The following is a 25927-nucleotide window of genomic DNA, read 5'->3' as shown; positions in this document are numbered from 1 at the left end:
CTTGAAGGTAGATACATTCTACCCGTCAAGCCAGACCTGTTCAAAATGCGGATACCAGAACAAGGAAACTAAGAATCTTGGTATCAGGGATTGGACTTGCCCTGCATGTGGTTCACATCATGACCGAGATGCCAATGCAGCAATAAATATACTGCGAAAGGCACTTGAACAAAAACAGGTTGCTTAATATAAATTAGTACCGTGGGGCACACGGGAATTTACGCTTGGGGAGAACGTGTAAGTCGAACTGGTTACGGCTAGGCCGCAGTGTTCAGCGAACCAAGAATCCCCTGCCTTTAGGCATGGGGAGTGTCAAAGGATATTGCTAATAGGCTTTTCCAACACTTTGGATAAGGTCGGGCTGTTTGTTCATCTATAAGGCTAAGAACCATTGTCTTAATGCCACAAATATGATATAGTATGCTCAATAGCATAAACGGCTGTGTAGGAGCCGTGCCGCTTCGGCGGCAGAAAATCGACGTGGAGAGCCTCAGTGGCTTTCTGCCCTTTTTAGGGAGCGTCGATTTTTTTGTTGCTGTAAATCATGTCGAGGTGATTCATTATGAAAAAATGGCAAAAGGCATTAACAATGGCCTTGGCCGGAGCAGGGTGTTTTATGGCTTATGCACCTTTGGATGCTCAGGCAGCCACAAAAGCGATTATCCAGCAGGCAGACAAACAAGGACTGCAAAGGGTCACGGCCATCACCAGTGTGTATGGCGATGGGGAAAAAATAGCAGCAGCAATTTTGGAATATCCACGAGATATCAACCCAGATGCTGTCAATGTTGCTGATTTTTCGGCAACGGGCAAAGAAATTGCTAAGGTTTATGTAAACAATCAGCCACAGACTTCCAACACCAGCCGATTGGGCCGCTATATTATTTTAGAGTTCGCTCACCAAAACAGTGCCAGCGACCAGCCTCTAGGACAGCCAGGGCAGGGAGTGAAAAAAACTGGGCAGGATAATAACGGCAAAAACGGCAATGATGCTCCACGCCGTTCCAACAGAAAATTGCCTGACCTGACACTTGAAGTGAAGCAGGTCAACTCCATAAGAGCTTTCGACGGCACAGAATATCCCAGTAGTGAATTTATAGCCAGCACGGCTACTCAGGAACCGGATATTGCAAAATTTAAGCAGTATAGTTTTACAGATAGCTCAGTTGGAGCAACCATCCCTTACAACCTGTACTTGCCCGCCGATTATGATGCCCATAAGAAATATCCCTTGCTGTTCTTTGTGGCTGATGCTAGTGCCAATATCAATGCAGTTACCACGCCTTTATTTCAGGGCAACGGAGCTACCGTCTGGGCAAGTGCTTCAGAACAGGCAAAACACGAATGCATCGTGCTGGCTCCCCAATACACCGCTGATTTGGTAGAACAGCTGGGGATGCTGACCACAGACGAAAATGTCTGGACACCGGGGCTGACGCTGGTATCTGACTTATTGTTTGATGTGATTGACCGCTATAGCGTGGATAAAGACCGCATCTACGGCACCGGCCAGTCCCAAGGCGGCATGACCAATATTGCCATCAGCGACAAATATCCGGATTTGTTCGCTGCTCAATGGCTTGTGGCCTGCCAGTGGAATGTGGAAGAAATGGCAGCCATCAAGGATAAGAATCTCTGGATAACGGTATGCGAAGGCGATACCAAGGCATTTCCCGGCATGAATGCAGCCACATCTCTTTGGGAATCCCTGGGAAGCAAAGTGGCACGAAACAAAGCGTTTTGGAATAGCCATGCCCCTATGGCAGAAATAAATGCCCAAGCCAGAGAGCTGGCTGGTAATGGTGCTCCCATCAATTACACGGTCTTTGCAGGCGGCAACCACATGTATACCTGGTCTTTTGCCTACGACATCGAGGCTATACGGGACTGGCTGTTTGAGCAGCGAAAGGGTAAAACAACCCATAGTCAGCAAAGTATACTCGCCAAAGCTATGCTGGATGCTGGGGTGGCCGCCTATAAGGCAGGCGATTACGCCAAAGCCTTGCAAAACTTTTACGCTGCCGATGCCAAGGGACATCTGAAAGCTCCCCGCTACATCGGTATCTGCAATGAAAATGGTTATGGCGTGAAGCCCGATGCCAAAGAAGCTGCAAAATGGTACGAAAAGGCATTCTCCCGTGGAGATATAACGGGCACATATTATTGGGGCAGATTATACGAACTGGGCAAAGGTGTTGCTCAGGACTACGACAAAGCCGTAGAATTGTACCGCCAAGCCGCGCAACGTGGCGACATTATTGCCGCCCCGGCTATGGCTGCCCTAGGACGTATGTATGAAAACGGCTTGGCGTGGCAAAGGATATGAATACGGCACATATGTGGTACGACAAAGCAAAAGCTGCGGGGTATCCCAACTAAGAAAATTACAAAAAAATTTACTGTGCAGCGTAATAAAAAAATACCATAATCGTATGTATAGTCAGAAAGGCAAACAACAACAAACAACAAGAGAGAGGAGCGATTAAAATGATGGTGCTGGATAAGAAAGAAATGAAATTCGAGGAGCTGAACAGCGTAGCAGGCGGCAACGCCGTAGGTCCTGTTAAAGAGACTGGCCCATTGGGAACTGGCCCGATTGCCTATCCTTACGAACAGAAAACCGGCCCGTTAATGCCTCCGCCGAATTCTTGTGACCCACCCTTCAAGACTGGTCCGTTGGGGGGGCGCGTATAAAAAACAACGAATCCCCCCTTTTTTAAGAAGCGGGGGATTCTTGTTTTGGTAAATTAGTTATCTGCAATAAGCCACCACTTTTCATCTAATTGGGGTGAAGTCAAAAACCTGATACAGCTACTTTTATCCGCAAAACAAGTCATTATTCAGCACAGGAATTTCAGCCATACTCTATAAAAAAACTTTCCAAAAACGTGCAGGGTTCTGCTTTCGCCAGCCTTGCCTCCCGCACCTTGGCAAAATCAATAATATCCATCTATACTCCTACTTCCTAAGTTCCTTTTATTATACCATGGAACTGCGCAGCCTATGCCAAAATACGATCTGCCTATTGCTTGCTGCATGGCAAAGCTGTGGCAGCACACGCTTTGGCCAGGCAGATGAATTTGTAGATGGCAGAATTTTTATCGATGTTGGACTGCTGGCGGTAGTAGATGCCCATGGGAGCATGGGGAGATTCTGACCAGGGAAGAAAGGCAAGTTCCTTGTGAGGCAGGGTCAGGTGCTGGGGGATAAGGGCAAAGCCTGCCCCCGCCAGGGCCAGATTGTAGGCTTCACTGGTGGTAGCACAGAGAATGTTGTCCAGCTCATCATTGACGGGGACAATGTGATGTCCCCGGGAAAATACATGCTTTAGGAGATAGGGCGGAATGGCAATTACCTGACGATGAGGCCAAATATCTTCAGAGGAGACGCTTTTACGGCGTCTCTTTTTGCATGCCAGGGCCAAAGGATGATTTTTCCGCATGACACAGATAAAGACATCATCATGGAGTTTTTGGAAGGCAATATCCTCGGCCGTAAATTTGGCATCCTTGATGCCCACCACTAAGTCCAGCTGGCTGGTGGCGAGCCGGTGCAGATTGGCATCGGTCTGGTCGAGGGTAAGTTCTGGCACGATGTTTTCATTATCTGCCAGCACCTCGGCGAGAATCTTGCTGATAAACCAGTTGGCATGGGAGTCGGCGTAGCCAATGCGGAGCACCGTGCGTTTGTGCTTATGGAATGTGGAAATCCATTCCATAGAATGGTAGTAGAGTCCGAGCATCTGCTGGGCATCGGGCAGAAACTGAAATCCCACCTGCGTCAAGGATACGGAACGGGTGGTACGGTTAAAAAGCTGGGCACCCAGTTCTGTTTCCAGACTTTGAATCTGCCGGGATACGGCAGGCTGAGACATGGAAAGCTGTTCAGCGGTTTTGGCGTAGTTCAACGTCTTGGCCAGGGTAGTAAAACATTCAAGCTGCTGGGTATTCATCCTATCACCTCATCACGAATTCATTATGTTACCGATAAGATTATGATAACATATATTGATACGATTTGTGCATAAATAATGCGATAATCGCATTTCACAAGGTGATTTATACCTGTTAAGATATGCCTGTAAGCAGAAATCACAAAAAGGAAGTGCTTTCAATGTCTAATGAACACAAACTTATCGCTAAATTTGAAACGATGATTAACACCGCCGATGAATCTTTAGCAGCAGAACTTATTGCTGAAGATGCTATCTTTTATGCACCAACACAGCCGGAACCACTCAAAGGTCCAAAAGGTTATCTTTTCATCGTCCAGATGATGCGTTCAGCCTTTTCCGACATCCAGTGGCATCTCGCTGACTGTGTAATCGAGCCAAACAAGATTGCTGTTTGCTGGAATTGTACCGGGACCCATGATGGAGAATTTATGGGGCATCCTGCTACAGGAAAAACCTTTAAGGTGCGCTGCATGAATTTCTACGAATTAAAGGAGGGAAAATTTATCTCCGATATAGGCAATCCGGACATTCTTGGAATCCTTATCCAGACAGGCATACTCCAATAAGCCCCACTGAGCGTGGCGTTACACTTCCCCTTCATCCATAATTCCAAGCTTCTTTTTCCAGTAACGGGAATAGATGGCTCCCAAGGGATTATGTGCCAGCAGTCTGTCCTTGACCACCAGAGTGGTAACGGGACCGGGACAACTGGCGTTGAAGATGGTATCGTGGCCTACACAGAGGCCACAGGAGATGAAAAGTTCCGTGCCTTTTTCTGCCAGAATCCTGGCTTGGAATTTTGGATTGCACATGGCCTCGTGCGTAAGCTCTGGCTTGACCTGTTTCAGGTCAAGCTCTTTTTTATTGAAGCTGCAATTCTTGCAACAGACACTGTAGAATTCAAAGCCCTGTTGCTCATAGTAGCGGGCAATATAACGTGCTTCGGCGTTGAGGCCAATGCAAAAGGCCATGCCCAGCTTCTTGTAGCCCATGGCCTTGGCAAATTCCGCCGTTTCCTGCAGGCGGGTGATATTGCTGTAAAAGGTTCCCTCCACATAAGCGGCAGCTTTCATAATCCGGCGTTCTTCCTCATTATAAGACTCCAGAATCGTTTCCCGGTCTATGCCAGTGCAGTTTACGCCCTTGGTATAGCAGGCATGAGTCTTGCAATTTGCACAATCAGCTTTCATCATGAAGCCCTCCTAAATCAGTACTTGCAAAAAGGTGCCAGGCAATTTGCCGAGCACCTTAAGTCTTTTATAGAAAATAATTAGTGACAACCATGACCGCCGCAGCCATGACCTTCGCCATGGCCGTGACCATGATGGTCGCAGTGAACAGCAGGGTCGTAAGCCAATTTTCCTGCCAGAAAATCATTTACTGCTGCATCTGCATCACCCTGAACACCGCCGTACAGGGTAATACCTGCCTGAGCCAGGGCATTCTGAGCACCACCGCCAATGCCACCGCAAATCAGGGTATTGATGTCTTCCTCCTGCAGGAGGGTGGCCAGAGCACCGTGACCAACACCGTTGCTGGAGAGAATATGGGATTCCTTAATCGTGTTATCTTCAATAGTATAAACTTTGAAGGTTTCCGTATGGCCGAAATGCTGGAAAATCTGGCCGTTGTCATAGGTAACTGCAAGTTTCATCGGGCTGTTACTTCCTTTCTGCATCGATAAGCGAACGGGATGAGGGCTGTGATGACAAGCAGGACAGAGTTCAAAATTCCCGCCGCTGATGACCAGAGGCCGGCCTTCTACCAGACAACCAGCCATACGTTTGCGAGCCGACAGATACAAAGCCTGCACGGTAGTGCGGGCCACCCCCATCTGCTGAGCACATTCTTCCTGGGTCATGCCTACATAATCCAAGAGACGGATGCACTCATATTCCTCCAGAGAAATATTGACCTCTGGAGCATCTTCCCCCTCCTGCGGTATGAAACGCGTACAGGGAGGAAGAGCACTTACCCGGCGTTTTTTCGTTGGCCTGCTCATCATCAACCTCCATTTTTGACATATGCCTTAATCATATTTTATCATATTTTTGACATATGTCAATTTAATCATCAATTTTCAGCAGCTTTTCGGCAGCATCTTGCAAATAGATATTTTCCGTGGCTTCAATCTGCCCGGCATCACAGTCAGCGGCAAGTTTGGGCTGCATGGGGATGCGGCCAAGGATGTCAAGGCCGTACTGCTGGGCAATCTCTTCCAAATGGCTGTGGCCGAAGATTTCGTGCTTGCCGCCGCAATCGGGGCATTCAAAGTAACTCATGTTCTCCACGATACCAAGGATGGGAACATGCATGGCAGCGGCCATTTTCACCGCCTTTTCCACAATCATGGAAACCAGTTCCTGGGGGCTGGTCACGATGATGATGCCGTCCAATTGGATGGACTGCATCACCGTCAAAGGAACATCACCGGTTCCCGGCGGCATATCGATGAACATATAGTCAATGTCGTTCCAGATGAAGTCATGCCAGAACTGCTTGACCACGCCGCTGATGATGGGTCCACGCCAAACAACCGGGTCGGTATTGTTATCCAGTAGCAGATTCATGCTGACAATATCGATGCCGCCAGCCGTGGATACGGGATAAGCACCATTCTGATTGCCCCGGATTTCTTCGTCTACCCCAAACATCTTGGGAATAGAAGGCCCGGTGATGTCGGCATCCATAATACCTACATGGCAGCCTTTACGAGCCATGGCTACGGACATGAGCCCTGTTACTAAAGACTTGCCTACACCACCCTTGCCGCTGACTACAGCGACTACATGACGGATGTTACTGAGTTCATGGGGCTTTTCGTGTAAATCTTGTTTGCGGGTGTCATCACCGCAGGTGGTTCCGCAGGAACTACAATCGTGATTACATTCTTCTGCCATTGTTCCAGCCTCCTAAACTATAAAACAGATTTATAGTTCCTATTATAGTTCTTTTTAGACATATGTCAATAACCATGACAAACCAGGCAGATGAATTTGTATTTCCACTATGACAAGAAATTTTTTGACCAACAAATACGTTCACGCAGAAGTCGATTCGTATAGCTGGCTCTTTCTTATATTAGCTTCCGCACTTACCGCAGTGGCTGCATCCATTGCATATCAAGCGACTGCCACAGGCATGGCAATGTGGTCCGTCATATACAGCTCTATAGCAATCAGCTGACCTTACAAGAATCCCAATGGCATATCGCAGGTCAAAATGCATCGGCTTGCCCTTAAAATTCAAACTTGCCCTAAAGGCCTGTTCCGCCTGTTTCTGCTTGCTGCTCAAACGATAATGCCTGCCATTCTTAATAAAATGCGAACCGATTTCGATAAAGGAAAAAGACACATTATTTTCCTGACACTCTCTGTGCAAAGCCAGGACCCAATCAAAGTTGCAGGGCCGTGCCCCTTCGTAGTTCTCACCACCGCAGATAACCTGCTCTATGATTCCCTCCTCCAGATAGGGCTTCAGGCTTACGGCACCAATCAGTGGAGCACACATAACGCCTTTGTGCTTGAACGGCAAATCCCTAAGCAGCGGCAGTCGTCTGTTTGCCATTTTCTGATTCTCGCAGGTAACATTGAACCAGATATTCTCCCAGCCGCTGCCAAAATCCTGAGGCAGACAGGCAGCCACCCGTTCCGGCCGCTTGGTGAGCAGGTAGAAAATGACATCCGACCTCTGCCGCATGATTTCCCATGCCTCATCCCGCCATTTGTCAGCCTCTTCCAGAAAAAAATCCGAAGTCATGCACACTCGGATAAGTTCGCCACTTTTTACCTTATAACCGCCATAGCGGTCTTTCTGCAGGGGATAGTTAAAATTCTCTGTCCGGTAAATGTTCGCACCATCTTTTCCCCTTTGCTTATCCAGCGTATACATATAACAATTGGCACAGCCGGGACTGATTTTCCTGCAGCCATGCCATGGATTCCAGATATCATGCATTTTCTCACTCAGCCGCTTCTTTCGTCGCGATTGACTCCAGTAAATCAGCAAGGGTGACTTTCTTGAAATCGGCCAGCATGTGCTGCCTTACCTCTTCCAGTCTGTCACCAAGTACCCCATGGATATTTCTGCCCACCGGGCATTTAGGATTGGGGTTCTCCTGAAAATGGAATAAATCTTCATCCTCTTCCACAGCCCGGAAGACATCCCACAAAGTGATGTCTTCCGGGCTTTTGGTGAGTTTTGCTCCACCGACACCTGCTGCCACTTCCACCAAACCGGCTGCTTTGAGCTGACCGAGTGTTTTTCGGATAATGACCGGATTCACATTGACACTGCTGGCCAAAAAGGTGGATGTGGTCTTGTACTCATCCTTGAACCGCTCGATACAAAGCAGGATGTGCGTTGCTACCGGCAGACGAAACGAGAACTGCATGAAAAATCCTCCTGAATATTCGTTGTATCTATTAACATTACATCGACATATGTATAATAATTGTAACATATTATATTACACCGTTTCCAAAAGGTCAACGAAAATCAAGGAGATAAGGCTTCGCGCACCATGGCCATAGCCACGCCGATAGTGGAAATGATGGGGGCATTTTTCACTATCTTCCACTGGACATTCATTTTTTTACCCAGATAGGGTACTACGACACCGCCGCTGCCGCCGCCACCGGGTCAACCTTTCCCTCGGTGGGATTGCCCAGCCCCACAGTGAAGTTAATCAGCGCAATAACCGCCAGCGGCAGAATAGGTGTAACCAAAGCGGCATTGGGAAGCGTCTGTTTTTTCTTGACCAGCGTTCCCGTTTTCTGATTCAGTAAATTCCCCAAAGTTTTCACGAGCCTGACCGGTACCGAAAGAAGGCCTCCAATAAAGCCACGCAACAAGGCCCAAAATGAGCCACCGGCATTATCCCCTCGCGGAATATTGATGATAATATATGTTATTTCCTCCCCACAACATTATCAAACACGTCGAAACGTCAAATCAACCAATTTTAGGATTTTCCCTTTTTTCAACGCAGTTCGCATTTAATTTTGACAATCTTGCCTCTGATGACCTTGAATTCTATTTTCTTGGTATAGTCAGCACTATAATAGGTGTATTCCGTGTCATCAGAATCCCTTTCCAACTTATCGGGATTGCCATAGGTCTGGGTGATGACTGATTCCTTCATGCCCACACTTATGCCAGCAGGAGTAGCACCACCAGATTTCGTTTCAATTTCTTCTACAATGCCTGGAGTGTATTCAGCCACTTCGATGACAATGCCATTGGTAAAGAATAACTTGTCACCTCTTTGATTATGTGTGCCCAACTTCTGCTTGGCAGCTTCAACGCTGGAACCAGGCGCAACATCAGCAATGGCAATGTTATCAACTGGCACCGTAGCATAACAGACAGCTGCGGTCATGGTCATCATTCCTGCCAGCACGGTCAAAATTTTATTCTTCATTTCAAAACCTCCCTAAAAAAAATCCATATAATTGATTATCAAAAAATTCGCTAATCCGTTAATATTTTCCTGCTATTCCCTGCGAAATAAGCACGGTCATTTGCAGGGAATAGCAGGAAAAGGCGCTGTTCAGAACGAATAACGCCTTTATGGTATTGTCAAGGTACAAGGCCATTTGCATGAAAATCGCAAAAGGAGTTGAATGGGATGAAGAAAAGAATCACCGCGATTGTACTGGCGATTTTTTGCCTGCTCATGAACAGCTGTCTGGCTATGAGTAAGGAAAGCAAGGCCGATTTGGACAACGAGCTTGCCCAAATGGTTGGGGATACCGGCACGAAAGTTCCAGGGCTGGGAGTAATCGCCTTTAAGGATGGCAAGGAAGTTTACAGCAGCTTTCAAGGTTCATCGATTATCGACAGCCAAAATCCACAAAAAAATCACCCCTTTACCCGCGAAAGTCGTTTTCGCGTAGCTTCCGTCTCCAAGATGTTTACCGTGTTCACGATTATGCAGTTAGCCGAACAGGGAAAACTTAACCTGGATGACGATGTGAGCCAATATTTGGGCTTCACGCTCAGAAACCCCAATTATCCGAATACGCCCATTACCGTGAGAATGCTGGCTTCTCACCAATCCTCTTTGCGTGATGGCAAGATTTACAGCATTCCACCACAGATGGGGCTGCAAGAATTCTTCCGCAAAGACGGCAAGTTCTACGAAGATGGCGCGCACTTTGCACCTGCCGGCCAGGAACCGGGCAAATACTTTGCCTACAGCAATCTGAATTACGGCCTTTTAGGAACCATCATCGAAAAAGTTACAGGCGAACGCTTTGACCAGTATCAAAAGAACCATATCTTAAAACAGCTGGATATAAAAGCGGATTATCTGCCCAGTAATTTCAGCAAGAAGGAATTTACGAAACTCGGTGCAGTTTATCAGAAAAAAGACGCATCTGGCATCTGGAATGAAAAAGGTCCATGGCGCGCTACGCATGATGGCTATCCACAGGGACAGCCGGCCAAAGATACCGTTGCCCTGCAGAACCCTTATGCCGAAAACTTCCAGGACACCTACAGCCTGAAGGATTATGTTCCCGGCACCAATGCTACGGTATTTTCCCCGGCAGGCGGTCTGCGAATTTCCTGTGAGGAACTTTCTCATGCGCTTTCCATGCTGCTTAACGATGGCACTTACAAAGGCAAACAAATTCTCTCCCCGGCTTCGGTTAAGACCATGCTGGGCCGCGAATGGATTTATGACGACAAAGCCAAGAACGGCAACACCTATGGCGGCACGATTCTCTCCTATGGTTTGGGCATTTACCAGATGGACGGCAAGAGCACAGCCCGCTTCTGCAAAGATACGGAAATCGACCTGGTAGGACACACCGGTGAAGCTTTCGGTCTGCTCTCCATGCTGGCCATTCGTCCGAACACCAAAGATGGCTATGTCTACATCATGAACGGCGAAGCTGTTGAAGAAGACGAAGATGCACGCAGCGCCGGTAAATTCAGCAACAACTACATCTGGGAAGAAACCCTTGGCGATGCGATTTGCCGCAATGTATTTGTCCGCTGATAAAAGGGAATACCTGCTTTGGTGACCTCCAAAAGGGTCACCAGAAAATAGAAAAACCGCTGAATTAACCGGGCATTGTGGAGCCCCGTCAATTCAGCGGTTTTTTCTATCCCAATTACATGCAACAGGCCCGTACTCATTCACCGGCCGGCATAAGTATCAGGCAGGCAGGAAGATTCGAAGCACCCGGTGTGGAGAACTCGAAGTAGTTGGGTACAGCGTTGTCATAGCAGCCTAAATCAGCCAGCTCCATGTAATTGCTCAAAAGGGCTGTCCCATCCTCACGAGCTTGGAATATCTTCTCCGGCTCCGGGGCAGTCTGCGCCCCGAAGTAGCCGGGGCCTGCAGGTACTTCAATCATTTTCGTATATGAACCATTTCCCCGGCGTACAGTCATAATGCCGGCATAGGTTCCCCCTAAGGAGCATTCCCGTTAAGAACAAAATCCAAGTTTGAGAAATAAAGAAAACTCCCCTAAACTAGAATTACATACCGGGTCGTCAAAGCGCCCTAAAAAATCTAGTTAGGAGAGTTTCCAATATGAATAAAAGATCTTTGTGGGGCTTGAGCCCACGGGCCATTACTGGTTCGCACTGGCTCAGTTCCTTGAGGAAAACAATATTGGTATCAGCATGGTCAATCCATACCATGTGAAACAGACCAAAGAACTTGACGACAATAATCAGACCAAGAACGACCGAAAAGACCCCAAAGTCATCGCCAAGCTTGTCACAGAAGGGCGCTACAGCTATCCGTACGTTCCTATGGGCATCTACGCAGACCTACGCATGACGAGAAAATTATCTCTATGTATGCCAAAGGCATGACTACCAGACAGATTTCTGAAACCTTGGAAGACATTTACGGCTTCGAGGCTTCAGAGGGGTTCATATCCGATGTTACCGATAAAATCCTGCCTTAGATTGAGGAATGGCAGAGCCGACCGCTTTCCAGTATCTACCCTATTATTTTTATTGATGCCATCCACTTTTCCGTAAGACATGACAATATGAAAAGCTACCTGAAATACGTCTTTGACCGAAAAGCCGCGTACCTTGTATGCATTGCAGGCTTTAAGAATCCGTCCTACATGGAATTCTTCAAGAAAGCGAGAAATTTTCGAGGAAAGGAGTTCACGAGACTGGTGATTATGTGCTACAATATTCATGGCATAAGCCCTCCGTTTATGTTGTGATAGTTTGGTCACTTTCATTATACAAAACGGGGACGGCTTATGCTATTTTAGAAAATCTGATTTAATAATTAATGGGCAGTTTTACAACTGCGAAGTTTGAGTATAAAACACAATTAATTGCCGCTATTATGCCATATGTCAATAAGTCAGATGCTATGGATTCTTCAGCGGACATTTGTTTTTGGTTAGCGCCTTAGGGATGAATCGGTTTGGAAATAGGAGTATAGATGGACATTATTGATTTTGCCAAGATACGAGAGGCAAGGCTGGCGAATGCAGCCAAGGTAAAAGCAGAACCCTGCATGCGATATACGGCTATGTTGGAAGCCCTGGATAAAGAAGAGTTGACGGCGATGGAATATATTGCCCAGACTCATGCCTTGCAGATGGCTTATAAAATAGTTGAACATAGCCCCTTATGGGGAACTAAACGAGGCGATTTTTTGCTGCATATTCAGTCAGCACTGGACGCTGTGGTGCCGGTGCTGGGAGATTTGATCATTGCCAACAGTTATGTGGATGGGGCAGTGCGTCTGACGGGGCAGAAGTTCACAGCCAATGAAGTGGGCTTGTGGGCAGCACGCCGGATGATATTGGACTATCTGTTGATTCTTATCGATGACAACAGCCGTCCTGACGATTGGTTGGACCTCCGTGATAAGCAGCCATTGCAAAATGTCCTTGCATATTTAGGATACAGGAGTGAATAAAAAAAGCCGCCGAATCGGCAGCTTTTCTAAAATTATTCTTTGATGCAGGCGAGAACTTCTTCAGCAGTCAGATTGTTGGCCAGCATATAGTTGGTCAATTCCTGATAATCGTCTTTTGCCTTTTTATCCTTCAACTCATTGAGTTTTGCTTTCAGGGCTTTTATTTCATCCTGTTTTTTAGCGATTTTTTCCGCTAAAGCACTAATTTTTTCGTCATAATTTGCTTTTCTTGCCATTTATAAAAAACCTCCTAAAAATAACACCTGCTTATTATACATAACCTTAATTATTTTTGCAAGTTATTCTATTGCATCATATCGAAGGATTAGCAGGAAAACGTTTAGCCGGAATATCTGTGGCAGATAAAAATGGCAAGAATAAGCAACTGGAGGTAGAGAACTATGAACAGATTATTGAAACGGATTTTTTGTTTAGCTTTGGCATTTTCAGGTTTGTTTTCTTTTTGCTCCTTTAGCGATGCTGCGGAAATTCCCATTGATGGTGGTTTGGATGATTTTTCCAATCCCCAAGCACCGAAGGTTATCCAATCCAATACCATCACCGAATTCTCGCTGCAATCTAAGGAAGATATGGATATCGACAGGGCAGGAACGGCAACGAGTTTTCCGGCTGGCGAGTATCTGCTCAAAGCTGAACGCAAGGGCGATAAGGCTCGATTCTATCTTATTTATGATAGTCTGGATACATCTAAGCCGTTGATATTCAAGCAGGACCTGCCTGTTGAGGCATTGGATGAACTACAGGCAATCATAAAAAAGAAAAATCTGGCCGCTATCAACGGCAGCAGTCTGCGAAATAGTGCGTTGGGAACATTGCTTATTTTCCATGTTCATTACGATAGTGGTGAACGCCTATCCGTTTATGCTGAGGGTGGAGCGGCTACTCTGCCGGATGGCTGGTGTGGTACGGAGGTATTTTTGGAATTCTTCATGGAGAAACTGCAGGCAGAAAAAATTCTGCTAGGCAAAGAGGGCAGATAGTTTTTCTGCCGTCAGGCCGGGCAAGAATCTATCCCCTTGTCCAATGCAGGAAAGTACCGATAGTCCGGTCAGCTGTTCACACATAAGCCGGTTATCTTCTTCCATAAGATTGCCTGTGTGAAAGTTATTGAATAGAATGCCCTTTAGGGGCATTTTGTTTTGTTTCATATATTCGTAAGTGAGCACTACACCATTGATGGTGCCTAATCCGGCATCTGCTACCAAAATACTGGGCAGGTTAAACTGATGTACAATATCTTCTAACTGGATATGTTCTTCATCGACGCTTAACGGGCAGGTTATGCCGCCGCTGCCTTCAATAACGACATAATCATGTTCCCGGCAGACCGCCTGAAAACTTTGTTTGATTACGTCCATGCGTACAGGGCTGCCTTCTATGCGGGAGGCCAGATGCGGAGATACGGCATGCTCGTAAACATAAGGGCACATGCTTTCCAGGCTTTGGGAAATGCCGGAAATTTCCCGGACAAAGAGAGCATCACCGGGAATCAGGGTGCCATCTGCACGCCGTGTATTGCCGCTCATGGCGGCTTTGTAATACGCAACATCCAGACCTGCTTCATGCAGTGTTTTTACGATAAGGCCGGCGACATACGTTTTGCCCACCTCTGTATTGGTTCCTGTGACAAACAGATTCTTGCTCATGCACACACTTCCTTTTGCACAGCGGCGTGTTTTTCCTCTACCCAAACACCGCTTTTGTAACAACGCATGCCAATAGCTGCGGCGGCCAGACAAAGAAGAAAGTCTGGGATTATCTGCAAAACACCGCAGTAGAAGATGGCTGTCCAAAGCGGAATCGGTGCGGCAATCACATAATTGGAAATCAGATAGAACCAGCTGATGCCAATTACATAAACAAGCACCATGCCCAAAAGGTTAGCCCCCAGCATATGGCCATACGAAACAGCTGTGCTGCGGCGGACATAATAGCCGCAGAGCCAGGCTTGCAGGATAAAGGCCAAAAGATAGCCAAACGTGGGCTGCAACAGATAAGCCGGGCCGCCGCCGGAGGCAAACACCGGCACCCCCAACACCCCCAGCAGTACATAAGTCCCTACTGCAATGGCCCCCAGACGGGCACCGAGAACCAAACCAGCCAGCAGGGTGAACAGGAATTGCAGGGTATATACATCCGTACCAACCGGTATGCGGATAAAGGTTCCTGCGGTAATCAGGGCGATGAACAAGCCGCAGAGAACGAGCTCGCGTGTATTAAGATGTTTCATAAAATCCTCCATAATTTGCTAAAAGTAATTTGCTAAAAAAATTATTGCTGTCGAAACCATTCTTTCATAACGGCAAAGATATGAACCAATTCATCATCATTGAGTATGTAAGGCGGCATGGCGTATAGATAGGTCAGGAACGGTCTGGCAAAGACGCCGCGTTCATAGGCAAATTGTTGATAGCCTGCCAGTGTCTTCGCCTCAGCGACTTCGATGCAGGCACAACCACCCATTATGCGAATCTCACGGATACGCGGGTCGGTAAAGCCGCTTAGTTCTCTTTTGGCGATTTCTTCCATATGTCTTGCTCTGGCGGTTACCTCCAACTGGTCGTACAGTTCGATTGAGGCACTCGCTGCTGCACATGCCAGTGCATTGCCCATAAAAGTGGGACCATGCATCAAGGCTTTTTCCGGTGCATCATCATAAAAAGCAGTAAAGACTTTTTTATTGGCTACGGTAACGGCATGACCAATATGTCCGCCGGTCAGCCCTTTGCCCAATACCAAAATATCCGGCAATACCACATCGGCGACAAAGCGATGCCCGGTCCGCCCAAAACCTGTAGCGACCTCATCAAAGATGAGCAGAACGTCATATTGATGACAAAGTTCTCTGGCCCGCTGCAGGAAAGCAATGTCATACATACGCATGCCGCCTGCTCCCTGAAGCAAGGGTTCAACAATGAACGCATTCAGCTCACTGCCATAACGGGCAAAGGCATCTTCCAAAGCGGAAATCGTTGTGGGAATATGCACGACATAGGGATTTTTTCCGTATACCTGCAAGATGAAATGGTAATCTTCATCGTCGCCTACAGACATGGTTTTGAAGGTATCTCCATGATAGGCGTGGTCAAGTGCCAGTACCGTACGGCGGTCGTTTTCACCGGCGTTTACATAATATTGCAGGGCCATTTTCAAAGCGACTTCCACGGCGACACTGCCGGAGTCGGAGAAAAAGCAATAATCCAGGTCGCCGGGCAGCCAGTCCGCAAGTTTTTCCGCCAGTTTCTCGGCAGGCTTGTGGGTAAGGCCACCGAGCATGATGTGCGAAAACTTTGCCGCCTGCTGGCAGATGGCATCGGTGATTTGCGGCTGATGATAGCCATAGATAACGCTCCACCAGGAAGATATGGAATCCAGTAGTTTTGCGTCTTTGGTGTACAGATATGGCCCCTCAGCCTTTACGATTTCATAAGGGGCTTTCATTGTTTTCATTTGCTGGTAAGGATACCATATCATTTTACGATACCCTCCCCTGAGATGATATTTTTCTGCATAAACATCGCTTCCTTTTGAAAAGTCTACACTAAGAAGATACTCTTCAATTCGCTTTATGTCAACATATGAAAATAATATGGTTTACCAAAAACTGTTTTGTATATTCCCTTAACGCTTAAAGCTGGTATTGATTTTGAACCGGTATGTAAATTGGATGAAATAATCTTATAAAAAGGATATAATAGTAGACATGAAGAAATTCGTTCGCAAAAAATTGAAACATTGTGGAGGAAAATCTTGAAATCTAACGTAGGACAGGAGCGAATTTATGAATCAGGATAAGGACAGATTAAAGGCCAAGGAGCGGTATGCCGCGGGAAAAATGCGGCAGCATTCCACCAGAGCCTTGTTTTTTATTGGCGGTTTCGGGGCAGCTTCCTGGGCTCCGTTGGTCCCGCTTTTGCGGGAAAGATTGGCCATTGGCGAAGATGTGCTGGGCATGCTGCTTTTGTGAATTGGTATCGGGTCACTTTTGACCATGCCTTTGTCCGGGGCAGCCGCTGTGCGTTTCGGCTGCCGGAAGACACTTACAGTGGCCGCCACCGCCTTTGCCTTGCTTTTGCTGGTTTTATGTCAGGTAGACAGCATGGCAGCTGCAGCGGTTTCCCTGCTTATCTTTGGGGCGATGATGGGATGCATCGACGTCGTGGTCAATATTCAGGCGGTACTGGTGGAAAAAGCGGCTAAACGCCGCCTGATGTCCGGGATGCATGCCTTATGGAGTGTGGGTGGTTTTGCCGGAGCAGGGCTGTTTGGTATCTGGGTGGGGACCCTGGGGCTGACACCTTTTGCTTCTACCTGTATTGCCGCAGGGAGTATGCTGCTTACCCTGGGCTTTTTTGCCCGTCATCTGTTGCCCTTTGGTGGTGAGAGCGGCGGGACCATGGTGGCTGTCCCCAAGGGGATTGTGACCTTTGTGGGGGTGGTGGCCTGCATTGCCTTTCTGGTGGAAGGTGCAGTCATGGACTGGAGTGGTGTATTCCTTACCACGGTCAAGGGATTGGATATGTCTCTGGCAGGTACGGGTTTTACGGTATTCTCTGCGGCCATGCTTATCATGCGGCTCATGGGGGATGCTGCGGTGCAGAAACTGGGGCAGAAGCCTGTGGTGCTGGGAGGAAGCCTGTTGGCATTCCTGGGGTTCCTGCTGGTTATTTTTGCTCCCAGCCAGCTGCTATTATACGCAGGTTTCTTTGCCATAGGCATTGGCAGTGCCAATATCGTGCCCGTGTTCTTTTCCTTGCTGGGCAAGCAGAAGGATATGCCTATCAGTATGGCAGTGCCGGCTGTAAGCACTCTGGGGTATCTGGGAATCCTTATGGGACCTGCGGCCATCGGTTTTTTGGCTCATCAGACCAGCCTTTATATGGCCTTTGCTTTTTTGGCGGCACTGGTGGCTGCACAGGCTGTTATCGCAGCTTATGTCTATAAAAAAGTTTTATAAAGATAAGCTGGATATAAAGAGCACGGAATAATAAATGATTGTAGAAATGGAGTGGAATGTATGAGCAAGATTATATTTATAGATGTAGATGGCACTCTGGTGGATTATGACAATGTTTTGCCGGCCTCGGCGGTAGAGGCCATTCGCAAGGCCAGGGCTAATGGCCACAAGGTATATATCAGCACCGGCCGCAGCAGGGCAGAGGTCTATCAGGAGATTTGGGACATTGGCCTTGATGGCATGATTGGCGGTAATGGCAGTTATGTGGAAGACAATGGACAGGTGGTCATGCACCAGCTGCTTACCGCAGAGCAGAGCCACCGTATCGTGGATTGGCTCCATGAACGCAAGTTGGAATTTTACCTCGAAAGCAACAATGGCCTCTTTGCCAGTGAAAATTTTGAGACAAGAGGTGAGCCGGTCATGCAGGAATACTCTGCCCGCAAGGGCCAGGACAACGCTGCCAAGATGACCGTCCGGCAAGCCTTCCCGGAAATGATTTTTGATGGGGAACTTTACCGGGATGACCTGAACAAGGTCAGCTTTATCCTCGAAAGCTATGAAGATTTTTTGGCGGCTAAAGAAGCTTTTCCAGATTTGCAGGCAGGCACATGGGGCGGTGTCGGGGAAACGGCTCTGTTCGGCGATTTAGGTGTCAAAGGCATTACTAAAGCTCATGCTATTGATGTTTTGTTGCAGCATATTGGCGGCAAAATTGAGGATACCATTGCCTTTGGCGATGCAAAAATTGACATTCCTATGTTCGAATATTGTCATATGGGGGTGGCTATGGGTAACGGCGGCGAGGAAATCAAGGCTATTGCTGATTTCGTAACGGATGCCGTGGCTGCGGATGGTCTGGCTCATGCTTTCCAGCGGCTGGATTTGATATAAAATTTGGATGATGAGCAGCAGTATAAAAAGGGCAGAAAAAAATACGCATTAAAAAACGCAGGCCGCTATACCTGCGTTTTTCTATGCGTACAACATATAAGAAAAGCTGTTCCCTATAGGGTTATTTGAGCTGCTTGTGGAAAAAGTCCGCTACGAGTTTTACGGCACCGGCAGTATCTTTGCTAAATCCGTGGTCTTCCCCAGGGATAAGTTTTAGCTCGCCATTGAAGTAAATCCGCTGATAGCGGAGACTGTACGTGTAGGGAACAATGGTATCCTGTGTTCCATGCACCATGAGAGCAGGGCCCTGATACTGGGAGGCTGTTTCATATATGGGGAGCGTTTGAGCAGTTCTTACATAGTTGGCACCGAGCTTCAGGCCGTTGAAAATATCCACGGCTTCCGGAAGATTGCTTACATCGTATTGTTTGCCAAAGAGAATGCCGCGGATGGCATCTTCACGCAGAACAGCAGCAGGAGCCATCAGAGCAAGGCTCTTAATTTTCTGTGTGCCCAGAATACCTGCTGTCATACTGGCAACAACGCCACCCTGTGAGTGCCCGGCAAGCGATACAGAGGTTACACCGGGGAGCTTTACCGCATAGTCATAGACCTTTTTGGCATCTTCGATTTCGTTGGGAACAGTCATATCCTGAAAACGCCCCTCGCTCTTGCCGTGGCCATTAAAATCAAAGCGCAGGGAAGCAATACCATCCTTTTCCAAGGCATTTGCCAAAGTAGTCAGCGGTGCATTTTCCATATTAGCCGTAAATCCATGCATGATGATGACCAACGGGTAGTTCTTTTGCTGGTCTGGTGTCTGTAAAACGCCAACCAGTTTACCATGGTCGCCATCAATGGTGATGTTTTCGCTTTTGGCAAAGGTCTGCTGTCCACAGACGTTTAGCAGACTAAAGGTAAAAGCCCCAACCAGGGCAAGGTGTTTTAGGATTTTCATGTTCATTAGCTCCTGTTTCGTCGAATTAAATATGGATATTCTTTAGCAATTGTATGGTATATCTTATTCGCCGTAAATTTCCTTGAGTTTGCCAAGAGCCTCTTCCGGAGCAACGCCCTTATTTACAAGATACTCATTGAGGGCCTTAAAATCTGTTCTGGTCTTCTTTGCTTCAAGGTCAGTTAACTGTGCTTTTAGAGCCTTGATTTCTTCCGCTTTCTTTTCAATTTTTGCCGTGATGCTTGCAATTTTCTGTTCATAATTTGCTGTTCTTGCCATGATGATTCCTCCTAAAATTCGAATATAAATTTTGATACCATCTAGATATGTAATTTCCACTAAAAAGCTGATTTTCCTGCTTTTTTCAGTCCTTTAATTTTAGGCCGTCATGAAACGCCTTGCCAACTACCGGCCCCACCAGTCGATAGGTTTTTGTGGCAATATCGAAAATAATGGGCTGCAGTTTGTCGTAGTCCACTACGCCATCCGTCAGAATCTTTTCATCCGCTTGCTGGGCAATGATTTTGCCTACCAGAATGCCGGTTTCGTCACTGTAACTTACACATTCACATTCCAGGGTAACAGGGAATTCTTCGATGATGGGGGCATTGACATGGGCACTTTTGTGGACATGGCAGCCAGCTTTTTCAATCTTATTGACTTTGCTGCCTGTCTCCACACCGAAGTAATCCGCGATTTCTACCGTATCTTTGGTAGCAAAAGCCACAGTGAACGCCTTGGTATGCTTGATGTTCTCCGTGGTTTTGTGTTTCGCCAAAAAAAGGGTGATTTCATCAAAATCAGACTGTGCCCCCCAGGCAGCATTCATGGCATTCGGAACGCCATTCTCATCATAAGTGCCGATGATAAATACCCCCTCCGGGGCAATGCAGGCTTTCTTGCCGGTAAATTCTACGCTCATGCAGATTCCTCCTCATAAAAATAAAATTGTACAACATACAGATATACATTTCTTCTTTTTTAGCAGCAATCCTGCATGTTTTTGAGGAAAATTTTTCGTGGAGTATGGATGAAATCCCCATCCCGAATAAGGACTTGTTTTGCGGATAAAAGTGGCTGTATTAGTTTTTTGACTTCATACCAATTCGGTAAAAAGTGGTGGCTTATTATAGTTTGCCAAAACAAGAATCCCCCGCTTATAGAGCGGGGGATTCGTTAGTTTTTATACACGGATACCAATCGGTCCAGTCTTGAATGGCGGGTCACAAGAATTCGGCGGAGGCATTAACGGGCCGGTTTTCTGTTCGTAAGGATAGGCAATCGGGCCAGTTCCCAATGGGCCAGTCTTCTGTTCATAAGGATAGGCGATTGGACCAGTTCCCAGTGGGCCAGTCTCTTTAACAGGACCTACGGCGTTGCCGCCTGCTACGCTGTTCAGCTTCCATCATCTGAAGGTAGCCCTGGGGACAAATGGCAGCTGATGGAGCCGGATATCGCAGAGCTCAAGCGACTTTTTGCCCAATGGCAGGAAGGCATGCAGGCAGGGGAAGGCTGGAACGCCTTACATCTACCAAGGGGAAGAAATCGGCTCTCAGGAAGCCTTGGAAATTCTTGCAGCTCGTTCCCGGGATAACGGCCGCACGCCCATGCAGTGGTCAACAGAAAAATATGCGGGCTTTTTTGCGGTCACACCATGGATACTGCCGCCTGACAACTATCGTCAAATCAATGCAGCGTCCGAACGGCACGAGCAGGATTCCATCTTTTCCTTTTAGCAGCAGCCCATCTGTCTGCGTCATGGATGGCCGCTTATTGCCAAAGGTTCTCTGGAAAACTATCCTTACAGGAGACAGCAAGATTTTATAGCAACTTACTCAAAATATACTTATTTATTGCGTATACAAGGCGAAATTTACCTAAATTAAACAATATTATGCAGTAACACCTACCCAAAGATTGATATAATAATAAACGAAGATAATCAATAGGTACAAATAATAAATTCATTTTGTGCAGTATTTTATCGAAAGGTGGAATTAGCATGATTAAAGTAGGTATCATTGGAGCAGGCCGTATTGGCCATGTACATGGGGAGAGTATCTCCAAGTTTGTAAAACATGCAGAAGTGAAAACCGTGGCCGATCCTTTTATGAATGAAAAGACGGAAGCCTGGGCAAAATCTTTGGGGATTCCCAACACCACAAAGGATTATCACGACATTCTAAATGACCCTGAGATTGATGCCGTATTGATTTGTGCTTCCACCGACCAGCATTCCCCGCTTTCCATAGAGGCCCTGAAAGCCGGCAAGCATGTTTTCTGTGAGAAACCCATAGACCATGATGTTGAGAAGATCAAAGAGGTTCTGGCTGTAGTAAAGGAAAGCGGAAAAAAATATCAGGTTGGTTTTAATCGCCGCTTCGACCACAATTTCCGCGCTGTCCGCGAGGCTGTGGCTTCCGGTAAGGTGGGCAAACAGCAGATTATCAAGATTACCTCGCGTGACCCGGAACCTCCTTCCATTGACTATGTGAAAATTTCCGGTGGCATTTTCCTGGATATGACCATCCATGATTTCGATATGGTGCGTTACCTCTCCGGCGCGGAAGTCGAAGAAGTCTACGCCGAAGGTTCTGTAACCGTTGACCCTGAGATTGGCAAGGCTGGCGATATCGATACGGCGGTCATTACGTTGAAGTTGGATAACGGTGCTACGGCGGTTATCGATAATTGCCGTGCTGCTTGCTATGGCTACGATCAGCGCGCTGAGGTCTTTGGCAGCAAGGGCTGTGTAGCCATCAGCAACGACTCGGATTCCAACGCTGTCTTCAGCAGCAAGGACGGTGTGGTAGCGGAAAAGCCCATGTTCTTCTTCCTGGAACGTTACATGATGGCTTATGCCAAGGAAGTGGATGAGTTTATCGAAGCTATTGTCAATGACACGGAAACTCCTGTCAATGCAAGGGACGGCCTTGAACCTGTGCTGATTGGCCTGGCTGCCAAGAAGTCCGTAGAAGAACATCGTCCGGTCAAGATTGAAGAAATCCGCAAAATCTACGGAATCTAATAAATTATCCCCCGGTTTGGAGTGCAGCGTATCTGCACTCCTTTTTCAGGTTCAAGAGCTGGTGAAAATTTCTAATGAAATCATAATTTCCCTTCTGCATTTTTCTGCTATACTTTAGATATCAATACCCCGGGAGGAATCATCATGTTACAATATTTCATAAAAGGATCTGCCGTCTCTTTTTTCCCCAGAGGGCTGGAGCCGCGACTCGACTACATCTGCAATGTAGATGCGGAATCGGCCAAGATGCCCCGAAGCATGCACGAGCATGCTCATCTGACAGAAGCCGTTTTGGTTTACCAGGGAGCAGGTATTTTTATGATCGGTGGCCACCGTTACACGGCCAAAACCGGGGATTTTGTCATCTATAACAGCCACACTGTACACGATGAATTCGGTGGCAATGGTGAGGAACTGCACACCTATTGTCTGGGCTTGAGCAATCTGCATCTGCCCGGTCAGAAAGCAGGCCAGCTTGTTCCTGCCGGTATCTGTCCCGTTATCAGTACCGGGGCAGATTACGAAACATATTTGCAGCTCTGCCGCATGATTGAATGTGAAATACAGACGGAAGAAGGCGCAGATACGGCCAATCTTCTGGCCCGTGCCCTATTCACCAAGCTGGCACGGTGTCTCCTTAGCAAAGGCGTTAAAGAAGAACAGCGGCAGGACAGCCTGGCTGCCCGGATGCGCCATTACATAGACGGTCACTACCGTGAGGAGCTGCGTCTTTCCGATATCGCCCAGGCCATGCATGCCAACGCTTACTATCTTTCGCATGTCTTCAAGGAGGAAAGCGGCTTTTCTCCGATGAAATACGCCACGCTCCGGCGCATTGGCGAAGCCCAGAACCTTCTGATCAACACGGATATGACCATTACGGCCATTGCCGCGCAGATCGGCTACAACAACTCCAACTACTTCCAAAATGTATTCCGTAATGCTGTGGGCATTTCTCCGGGGGAGTATCGGAAAAAATGGACCAGGTAGCTGCAACAACAAGAAACGAAGTCCCTCAGCCTGTAAGGCTCAAGGGACTTCGTTTCTTGTTCTTTTTTATGGTTTACTTCTGTCTCATTTCTACATACTGGCAAATAAGGTCCGCCGCTTCCTCCAGCGTTATCTTGCTGGTATTGATCATCATATCGTAATTCTGCGGGTCGCCCCACTTTCTGCCCGTATAGTAAGCATAGTAGCTGCGGCGTTGTTCGTCCACGGCGTTGAGTTCCTTCACGGTCTTTTCGTCATATTCTTCTTTAGCCCGCTGTTCACGGAAATCGTCATCCGCGTAGATGAAGAAGGAATAGTGGTTGGGGCAGTCCTTCAGCACGAAGTCAGCACAGCGTCCCAAAAATACCGCGCCCTCTCCCCGTTTGGCAATGGCCAGGATGGCTTTTGCCTGTTCGATATAACGGCGGTTGTAGTCCGCTACTCTGCCAAAGCCCCCCTGCTGGAAATAGGGTTTGCTGGTCTCAGGTGAAGCATAGGAAGACTTCACGATGCTCTCGATATCTGCGCCCTGCCCCATTTTCTCCGCTGCCATGTTCACGATTTTGCGATCATAGCGCCTCACGTTCATGCGTTTGGCAAGGATCTCAGAAACTGCCCGGCCGCCGCTGCCATATTGACGGGTAATGGTAATCAACGTATTTTCTTTCAAAACGAACACCTCTTCTTACATTTCGCCCAGAGCTTCACGATGTACCAGCTCCTGCATGATAGCGGGATATTCCTTGTCCAGCTTGTAGTTCACCAGCACGCCGATAAGCACACCCCAAACGATAAGCGGAGCATACATGTAGATGCTCATAATCATGCTGATAACCGCAGGCGTCTGCGTAACGGAGCCGGTTGCAGTGGCCACATAACCTGCATAGGACAGAAGCCCTGTTAAAATGGCACTGGTAAGACCTGTACCGACCTTGGTGCCCACAGAACCGCCGGAGAACACCAACCCTTCCTGCCGGAGATGACTCTTCCACTGACCATATTCCACTGCGTCACCCAGGAAGCCAAAGATAACCGACTGAATGGGCGCAAAGCCGATGCCGCGAATGATGCAGCTGAATACCAGCATGTTGAAATCTTCAGGATTCAGCAGGAAAATCAGGTGACCAATCAGACAGATGATCACACCGCCCAGGCTCATATTTCTCTTGCCAAAGCGCTGGAGCAGTTTCGGACTGAAGATTGCCATTACGCCAATGGTGACGAGCGTTTCCAAAAGATAAAGGCCGCTGTAGAGAGAATCGTTATTGAAGATATACTTGCAGTAATAGGGAAGAATGGTACCCGTGACGGTGAAGATGACATTCTGCATCATCCAGATGGTCATGCCGGCCCAGAAATATTTGTTCACGGCCAGGCCTTTTAAAGCACGTTTTACCGGTACTTTGTCGTCATTCTTTTCACGCGCTTCAATCACAACGGTCTCCTCACAGTTGCGGAAGCAGAAGATCAAAAGTCCCAAACCAACCAGCGCCCAAAGACTCATGACCTCTACCCAAGCCATCTGACTGTCACCGAATATTTTCACCAGAGGCAGGGTTGCCGATACGGAGAGGATACGCCCCCAGGGAGACAGACACATGCGGGTGATGGAAAGCATGTCACGTTCCTTGGAGAGACGGGTCATCATGGCAGATAAGCTGCCATAGGGGAGATTCAGAGCCGTATAACAGAAAGTAGTGCAGAAATTATAGGTCACGAAGATGTAGGCAAATTGCAGGGCCGAAGTGGTTTGCGGCACGGTGTAGATAAGGATGATTGACACAGCGAAAGGGATACTCATCCAGAGAATCCAGGGGCGGGATTTGCCCCATTTGGAATGGGTCTTTTCCACCAGAAAACCCATGATTACATCGGAAAAGCCATCAAAGCAGCGCGAAAGCAGCATAACCAGACCTACAATGGCAGGATCTATGCCTGCGTAGTCCGTATAAAAGAAAGTCAGGATACCCATGGCACCCCAGACCACGTTCTGGGCTGTGTCGCCTAAGCCGTAAGCAATTCTGGTCTTCCAAGAAAGCTGTCCGGCATTTTCATTGCTATTCATTGCCAGTCCCCCTGTTCAACTTAACCATAGACTAATTTCTTGTGATGTTTTGGCGCCTTTTGTACATCTGTTGATTATATTATATCTATTTTTGCACTATTATATCTATAAAAAATTGTTTGTTTAATCCTCTTTTTCTTGGAAAAAA

At 47.5% G+C, this 25927-nt stretch carries 30 protein-coding genes and 2 pseudogenes; 14 read left to right on the top strand and 18 right to left on the bottom strand.

Going from position 1 to position 25927, the window contains the following annotated elements; all coding sequences use genetic code 11:
• From G598_RS19020 to G598_RS0111015, 3 genes are all read left to right on the top strand, one after another.
• Window positions 1-187 (top strand): zinc ribbon domain-containing protein (locus G598_RS19020; RefSeq protein WP_157833324.1); only part of this gene is annotated, 187 nt, incomplete at its 5' end.
• A gap of 375 nt (window positions 188-562) precedes the next feature.
• Window positions 563-2326 (top strand): SEL1-like repeat protein, encoded by a 1764-nt coding sequence (locus tag G598_RS17780; RefSeq protein ID WP_051180237.1) that lies wholly within the window; start codon window positions 563-565, stop codon window positions 2324-2326.
• 161 nt (window positions 2327-2487) lie between these two features.
• Window positions 2488-2694 carry a hypothetical protein gene (locus G598_RS0111015; protein WP_026767021.1) on the top strand — a complete coding sequence of 69 codons (207 nt, stop codon included), beginning with the start codon at window positions 2488-2490 and terminating at the stop codon, window positions 2692-2694.
• A gap of 328 nt (window positions 2695-3022) precedes the next feature.
• Here the strand turns inward: G598_RS0111015 and G598_RS17775 are convergent, their stop codons facing one another.
• Window positions 3023-3952 carry a LysR family transcriptional regulator gene (locus G598_RS17775; RefSeq protein WP_051180234.1) on the bottom strand — a complete coding sequence of 310 codons (930 nt, stop codon included), beginning with the start codon at window positions 3950-3952 and terminating at the stop codon, window positions 3023-3025.
• A gap of 122 nt (window positions 3953-4074) precedes the next feature.
• On the opposite strand from G598_RS17775, the gene G598_RS0111000 reads away from it, so the two are divergent.
• Window positions 4075-4521 (top strand): ester cyclase, encoded by a 447-nt coding sequence (locus tag G598_RS0111000; RefSeq protein WP_071837972.1) that lies wholly within the window; start codon window positions 4075-4077, stop codon window positions 4519-4521.
• Window positions 4522-4539: 18 nt separating this feature from the next.
• On the opposite strand, the gene G598_RS0110995 is transcribed toward G598_RS0111000, so the two are convergent.
• From G598_RS0110995 to G598_RS0110965, 7 genes are all read right to left on the bottom strand, one after another.
• On the bottom strand, window positions 4540-5148 hold the full coding sequence (locus G598_RS0110995) for a DUF1847 domain-containing protein (protein ID WP_245582802.1): 609 nt from the start codon (window positions 5146-5148) through the stop codon (window positions 4540-4542).
• Window positions 5149-5225: 77 nt separating this feature from the next.
• Window positions 5226-5957, bottom strand: coding sequence for a DUF134 domain-containing protein (locus tag G598_RS0110990; protein ID WP_026767018.1), 732 nt, complete (start codon window positions 5955-5957; stop codon window positions 5226-5228).
• Window positions 5958-6021: 64 nt separating this feature from the next.
• Complete coding sequence (locus G598_RS0110985; protein ID WP_026767017.1) at window positions 6022-6855, bottom strand: Mrp/NBP35 family ATP-binding protein; 834 nt, start codon at window positions 6853-6855, stop codon at window positions 6022-6024.
• A gap of 181 nt (window positions 6856-7036) precedes the next feature.
• Entirely contained in the window at window positions 7037-7912 is an 876-nt protein-coding gene (locus G598_RS0110980) for a DUF5131 family protein (protein WP_026767016.1), read from the bottom strand.
• Between the two features lie 4 nt (window positions 7913-7916).
• The gene (locus G598_RS0110975; protein ID WP_026767015.1) at window positions 7917-8348 is read right to left on the bottom strand and encodes an Rrf2 family transcriptional regulator; all 432 of its coding nucleotides are present in this window, start codon (window positions 8346-8348) and stop codon (window positions 7917-7919) included.
• 217 nt (window positions 8349-8565) lie between these two features.
• Window positions 8566-8751, bottom strand: coding sequence for a hypothetical protein (locus G598_RS0110970; protein ID WP_026767014.1), 186 nt, complete (start codon window positions 8749-8751; stop codon window positions 8566-8568).
• A gap of 185 nt (window positions 8752-8936) precedes the next feature.
• Window positions 8937-9377 (bottom strand): hypothetical protein, encoded by a 441-nt coding sequence (locus G598_RS0110965; protein ID WP_026767013.1) that lies wholly within the window; start codon window positions 9375-9377, stop codon window positions 8937-8939.
• Window positions 9378-9584: 207 nt separating this feature from the next.
• Between G598_RS0110965 and G598_RS0110960 the strand changes: the two genes are divergently transcribed.
• Window positions 9585-10961, top strand: a complete 1377-nt coding sequence (locus tag G598_RS0110960; protein ID WP_026767012.1) for a serine hydrolase domain-containing protein — start codon at window positions 9585-9587, stop codon at window positions 10959-10961.
• Window positions 10962-11097: 136 nt separating this feature from the next.
• Here the strand turns inward: G598_RS0110960 and G598_RS0110955 are convergent, their stop codons facing one another.
• On the bottom strand, window positions 11098-11322 hold the full coding sequence (locus G598_RS0110955) for a hypothetical protein (protein WP_157833323.1): 225 nt from the start codon (window positions 11320-11322) through the stop codon (window positions 11098-11100).
• A gap of 196 nt (window positions 11323-11518) precedes the next feature.
• Between G598_RS0110955 and G598_RS17770 the strand changes: the two genes are divergently transcribed.
• The 3 genes and pseudogenes from G598_RS17770 to G598_RS0110940 all read left to right on the top strand — a co-directional run bounded on the left by G598_RS17770 (window position 11519) and on the right by G598_RS0110940 (window position 12866).
• Window positions 11519-11788, top strand: a complete 270-nt coding sequence (locus G598_RS17770) for an IS110 family transposase (protein WP_051180231.1) — start codon at window positions 11519-11521, stop codon at window positions 11786-11788.
• Window positions 11752-11970 (top strand): annotated as a pseudogene (locus G598_RS19015) (transposase); the annotation flags it as partial. The gene G598_RS17770 and the pseudogene G598_RS19015, both read left to right, overlap by 37 nt.
• Window positions 11971-12383: 413 nt before the next feature.
• The gene (locus G598_RS0110940) at window positions 12384-12866 is read left to right on the top strand and encodes a hypothetical protein (RefSeq protein WP_026767009.1); all 483 of its coding nucleotides are present in this window, start codon (window positions 12384-12386) and stop codon (window positions 12864-12866) included.
• 32 nt (window positions 12867-12898) lie between these two features.
• Here the strand turns inward: G598_RS0110940 and G598_RS0110935 are convergent, their stop codons facing one another.
• Entirely contained in the window at window positions 12899-13102 is a 204-nt protein-coding gene (locus G598_RS0110935; protein ID WP_026767008.1) for a protein kinase, read from the bottom strand.
• Between the two features lie 165 nt (window positions 13103-13267).
• Here G598_RS0110935 and G598_RS0110930 point away from each other — a divergent pair, with 165 nt between their 5' ends.
• Window positions 13268-13867, top strand: coding sequence for a hypothetical protein (locus tag G598_RS0110930; protein ID WP_026767007.1), 600 nt, complete (start codon window positions 13268-13270; stop codon window positions 13865-13867).
• Here the strand turns inward: G598_RS0110930 and bioD are convergent.
• The 3 genes from bioD to bioA are packed head-to-tail and all read right to left on the bottom strand — an operon-like array spanning window position 13847 to window position 16361.
• Window positions 13847-14533, bottom strand: a complete 687-nt coding sequence (gene bioD, locus G598_RS0110925) for a dethiobiotin synthase (protein ID WP_026767006.1) — start codon at window positions 14531-14533, stop codon at window positions 13847-13849. The two genes, G598_RS0110930 and bioD, sit on opposite strands and share 21 nt — an antisense overlap.
• A complete protein-coding gene (locus tag G598_RS17765; RefSeq protein WP_051180229.1) occupies window positions 14530-15117 on the bottom strand; it encodes a biotin transporter BioY in 588 nt (195 codons plus the stop codon). Before G598_RS17765 ends, bioD begins: the two co-directional genes overlap by 4 nt.
• A gap of 41 nt (window positions 15118-15158) precedes the next feature.
• On the bottom strand, window positions 15159-16361 hold the full coding sequence (gene bioA / locus G598_RS0110915) for an adenosylmethionine--8-amino-7-oxononanoate transaminase (RefSeq protein WP_026767005.1): 1203 nt from the start codon (window positions 16359-16361) through the stop codon (window positions 15159-15161).
• Between the two features lie 307 nt (window positions 16362-16668).
• On the opposite strand from bioA, the pseudogene G598_RS17760 reads away from it, so the two are divergent.
• Together G598_RS17760 and G598_RS0110905 are read left to right on the top strand one after the other, a co-directional pair.
• Window positions 16669-17844, top strand: a pseudogene (locus tag G598_RS17760) (MFS transporter).
• Window positions 17845-17904: 60 nt separating this feature from the next.
• Window positions 17905-18738: a Cof-type HAD-IIB family hydrolase gene (locus tag G598_RS0110905; protein ID WP_026767004.1), complete on the top strand. Its 834-nt coding sequence runs from the start codon at window positions 17905-17907 to the stop codon at window positions 18736-18738.
• A 121-nt stretch (window positions 18739-18859) separates the two neighbouring features.
• Here the strand turns inward: G598_RS0110905 and G598_RS0110900 are convergent, their stop codons facing one another.
• The 3 genes from G598_RS0110900 to G598_RS0110890 all read right to left on the bottom strand — a co-directional run bounded on the left by G598_RS0110900 (window position 18860) and on the right by G598_RS0110890 (window position 20618).
• The gene (locus G598_RS0110900; RefSeq protein WP_026767003.1) at window positions 18860-19696 is read right to left on the bottom strand and encodes an alpha/beta hydrolase; all 837 of its coding nucleotides are present in this window, start codon (window positions 19694-19696) and stop codon (window positions 18860-18862) included.
• A gap of 63 nt (window positions 19697-19759) precedes the next feature.
• On the bottom strand, window positions 19760-19975 hold the full coding sequence (locus tag G598_RS0110895) for a protein kinase (RefSeq protein ID WP_026767002.1): 216 nt from the start codon (window positions 19973-19975) through the stop codon (window positions 19760-19762).
• 85 nt (window positions 19976-20060) lie between these two features.
• Complete coding sequence (locus tag G598_RS0110890) at window positions 20061-20618, bottom strand: flavin reductase family protein (RefSeq protein ID WP_026767001.1); 558 nt, start codon at window positions 20616-20618, stop codon at window positions 20061-20063.
• A 553-nt stretch (window positions 20619-21171) separates the two neighbouring features.
• Here G598_RS0110890 and G598_RS0110885 point away from each other — a divergent pair.
• The 3 genes from G598_RS0110885 to G598_RS0110875 all read left to right on the top strand — a co-directional run bounded on the left by G598_RS0110885 (window position 21172) and on the right by G598_RS0110875 (window position 23714).
• Window positions 21172-21432 (top strand): alpha-amylase family glycosyl hydrolase, encoded by a 261-nt coding sequence (locus G598_RS0110885; protein WP_026767000.1) that lies wholly within the window; start codon window positions 21172-21174, stop codon window positions 21430-21432.
• Window positions 21433-21698: 266 nt separating this feature from the next.
• On the top strand, window positions 21699-22724 hold the full coding sequence (iolG, locus tag G598_RS0110880; RefSeq protein WP_026766999.1) for an inositol 2-dehydrogenase: 1026 nt from the start codon (window positions 21699-21701) through the stop codon (window positions 22722-22724).
• Between the two features lie 144 nt (window positions 22725-22868).
• Entirely contained in the window at window positions 22869-23714 is an 846-nt protein-coding gene (locus tag G598_RS0110875; RefSeq protein ID WP_026766998.1) for a helix-turn-helix domain-containing protein, read from the top strand.
• Window positions 23715-23787: 73 nt separating this feature from the next.
• Here the strand turns inward: G598_RS0110875 and G598_RS0110870 are convergent, their stop codons facing one another.
• Entirely contained in the window at window positions 23788-24393 is a 606-nt protein-coding gene (locus G598_RS0110870) for a cytidylate kinase-like family protein (RefSeq protein WP_336433148.1), read from the bottom strand.
• A 6-nt stretch (window positions 24394-24399) separates the two neighbouring features.
• A complete protein-coding gene (locus tag G598_RS0110865; RefSeq protein WP_037364002.1) occupies window positions 24400-25779 on the bottom strand; it encodes an MFS transporter in 1380 nt (459 codons plus the stop codon).
• Window positions 25780-25927: the final 148 nt, after the last annotated feature.

This window comes from Selenomonas ruminantium subsp. ruminantium ATCC 12561 (genome assembly GCF_000424065.1).
Lineage (GTDB): Bacteria > Bacillota > Negativicutes > Selenomonadales > Selenomonadaceae > Selenomonas_A > Selenomonas_A ruminantium.
The sequence above is the reverse complement of the archived record's forward strand: the minus strand, read 5'-3'. Positions and strand labels throughout refer to the sequence as shown.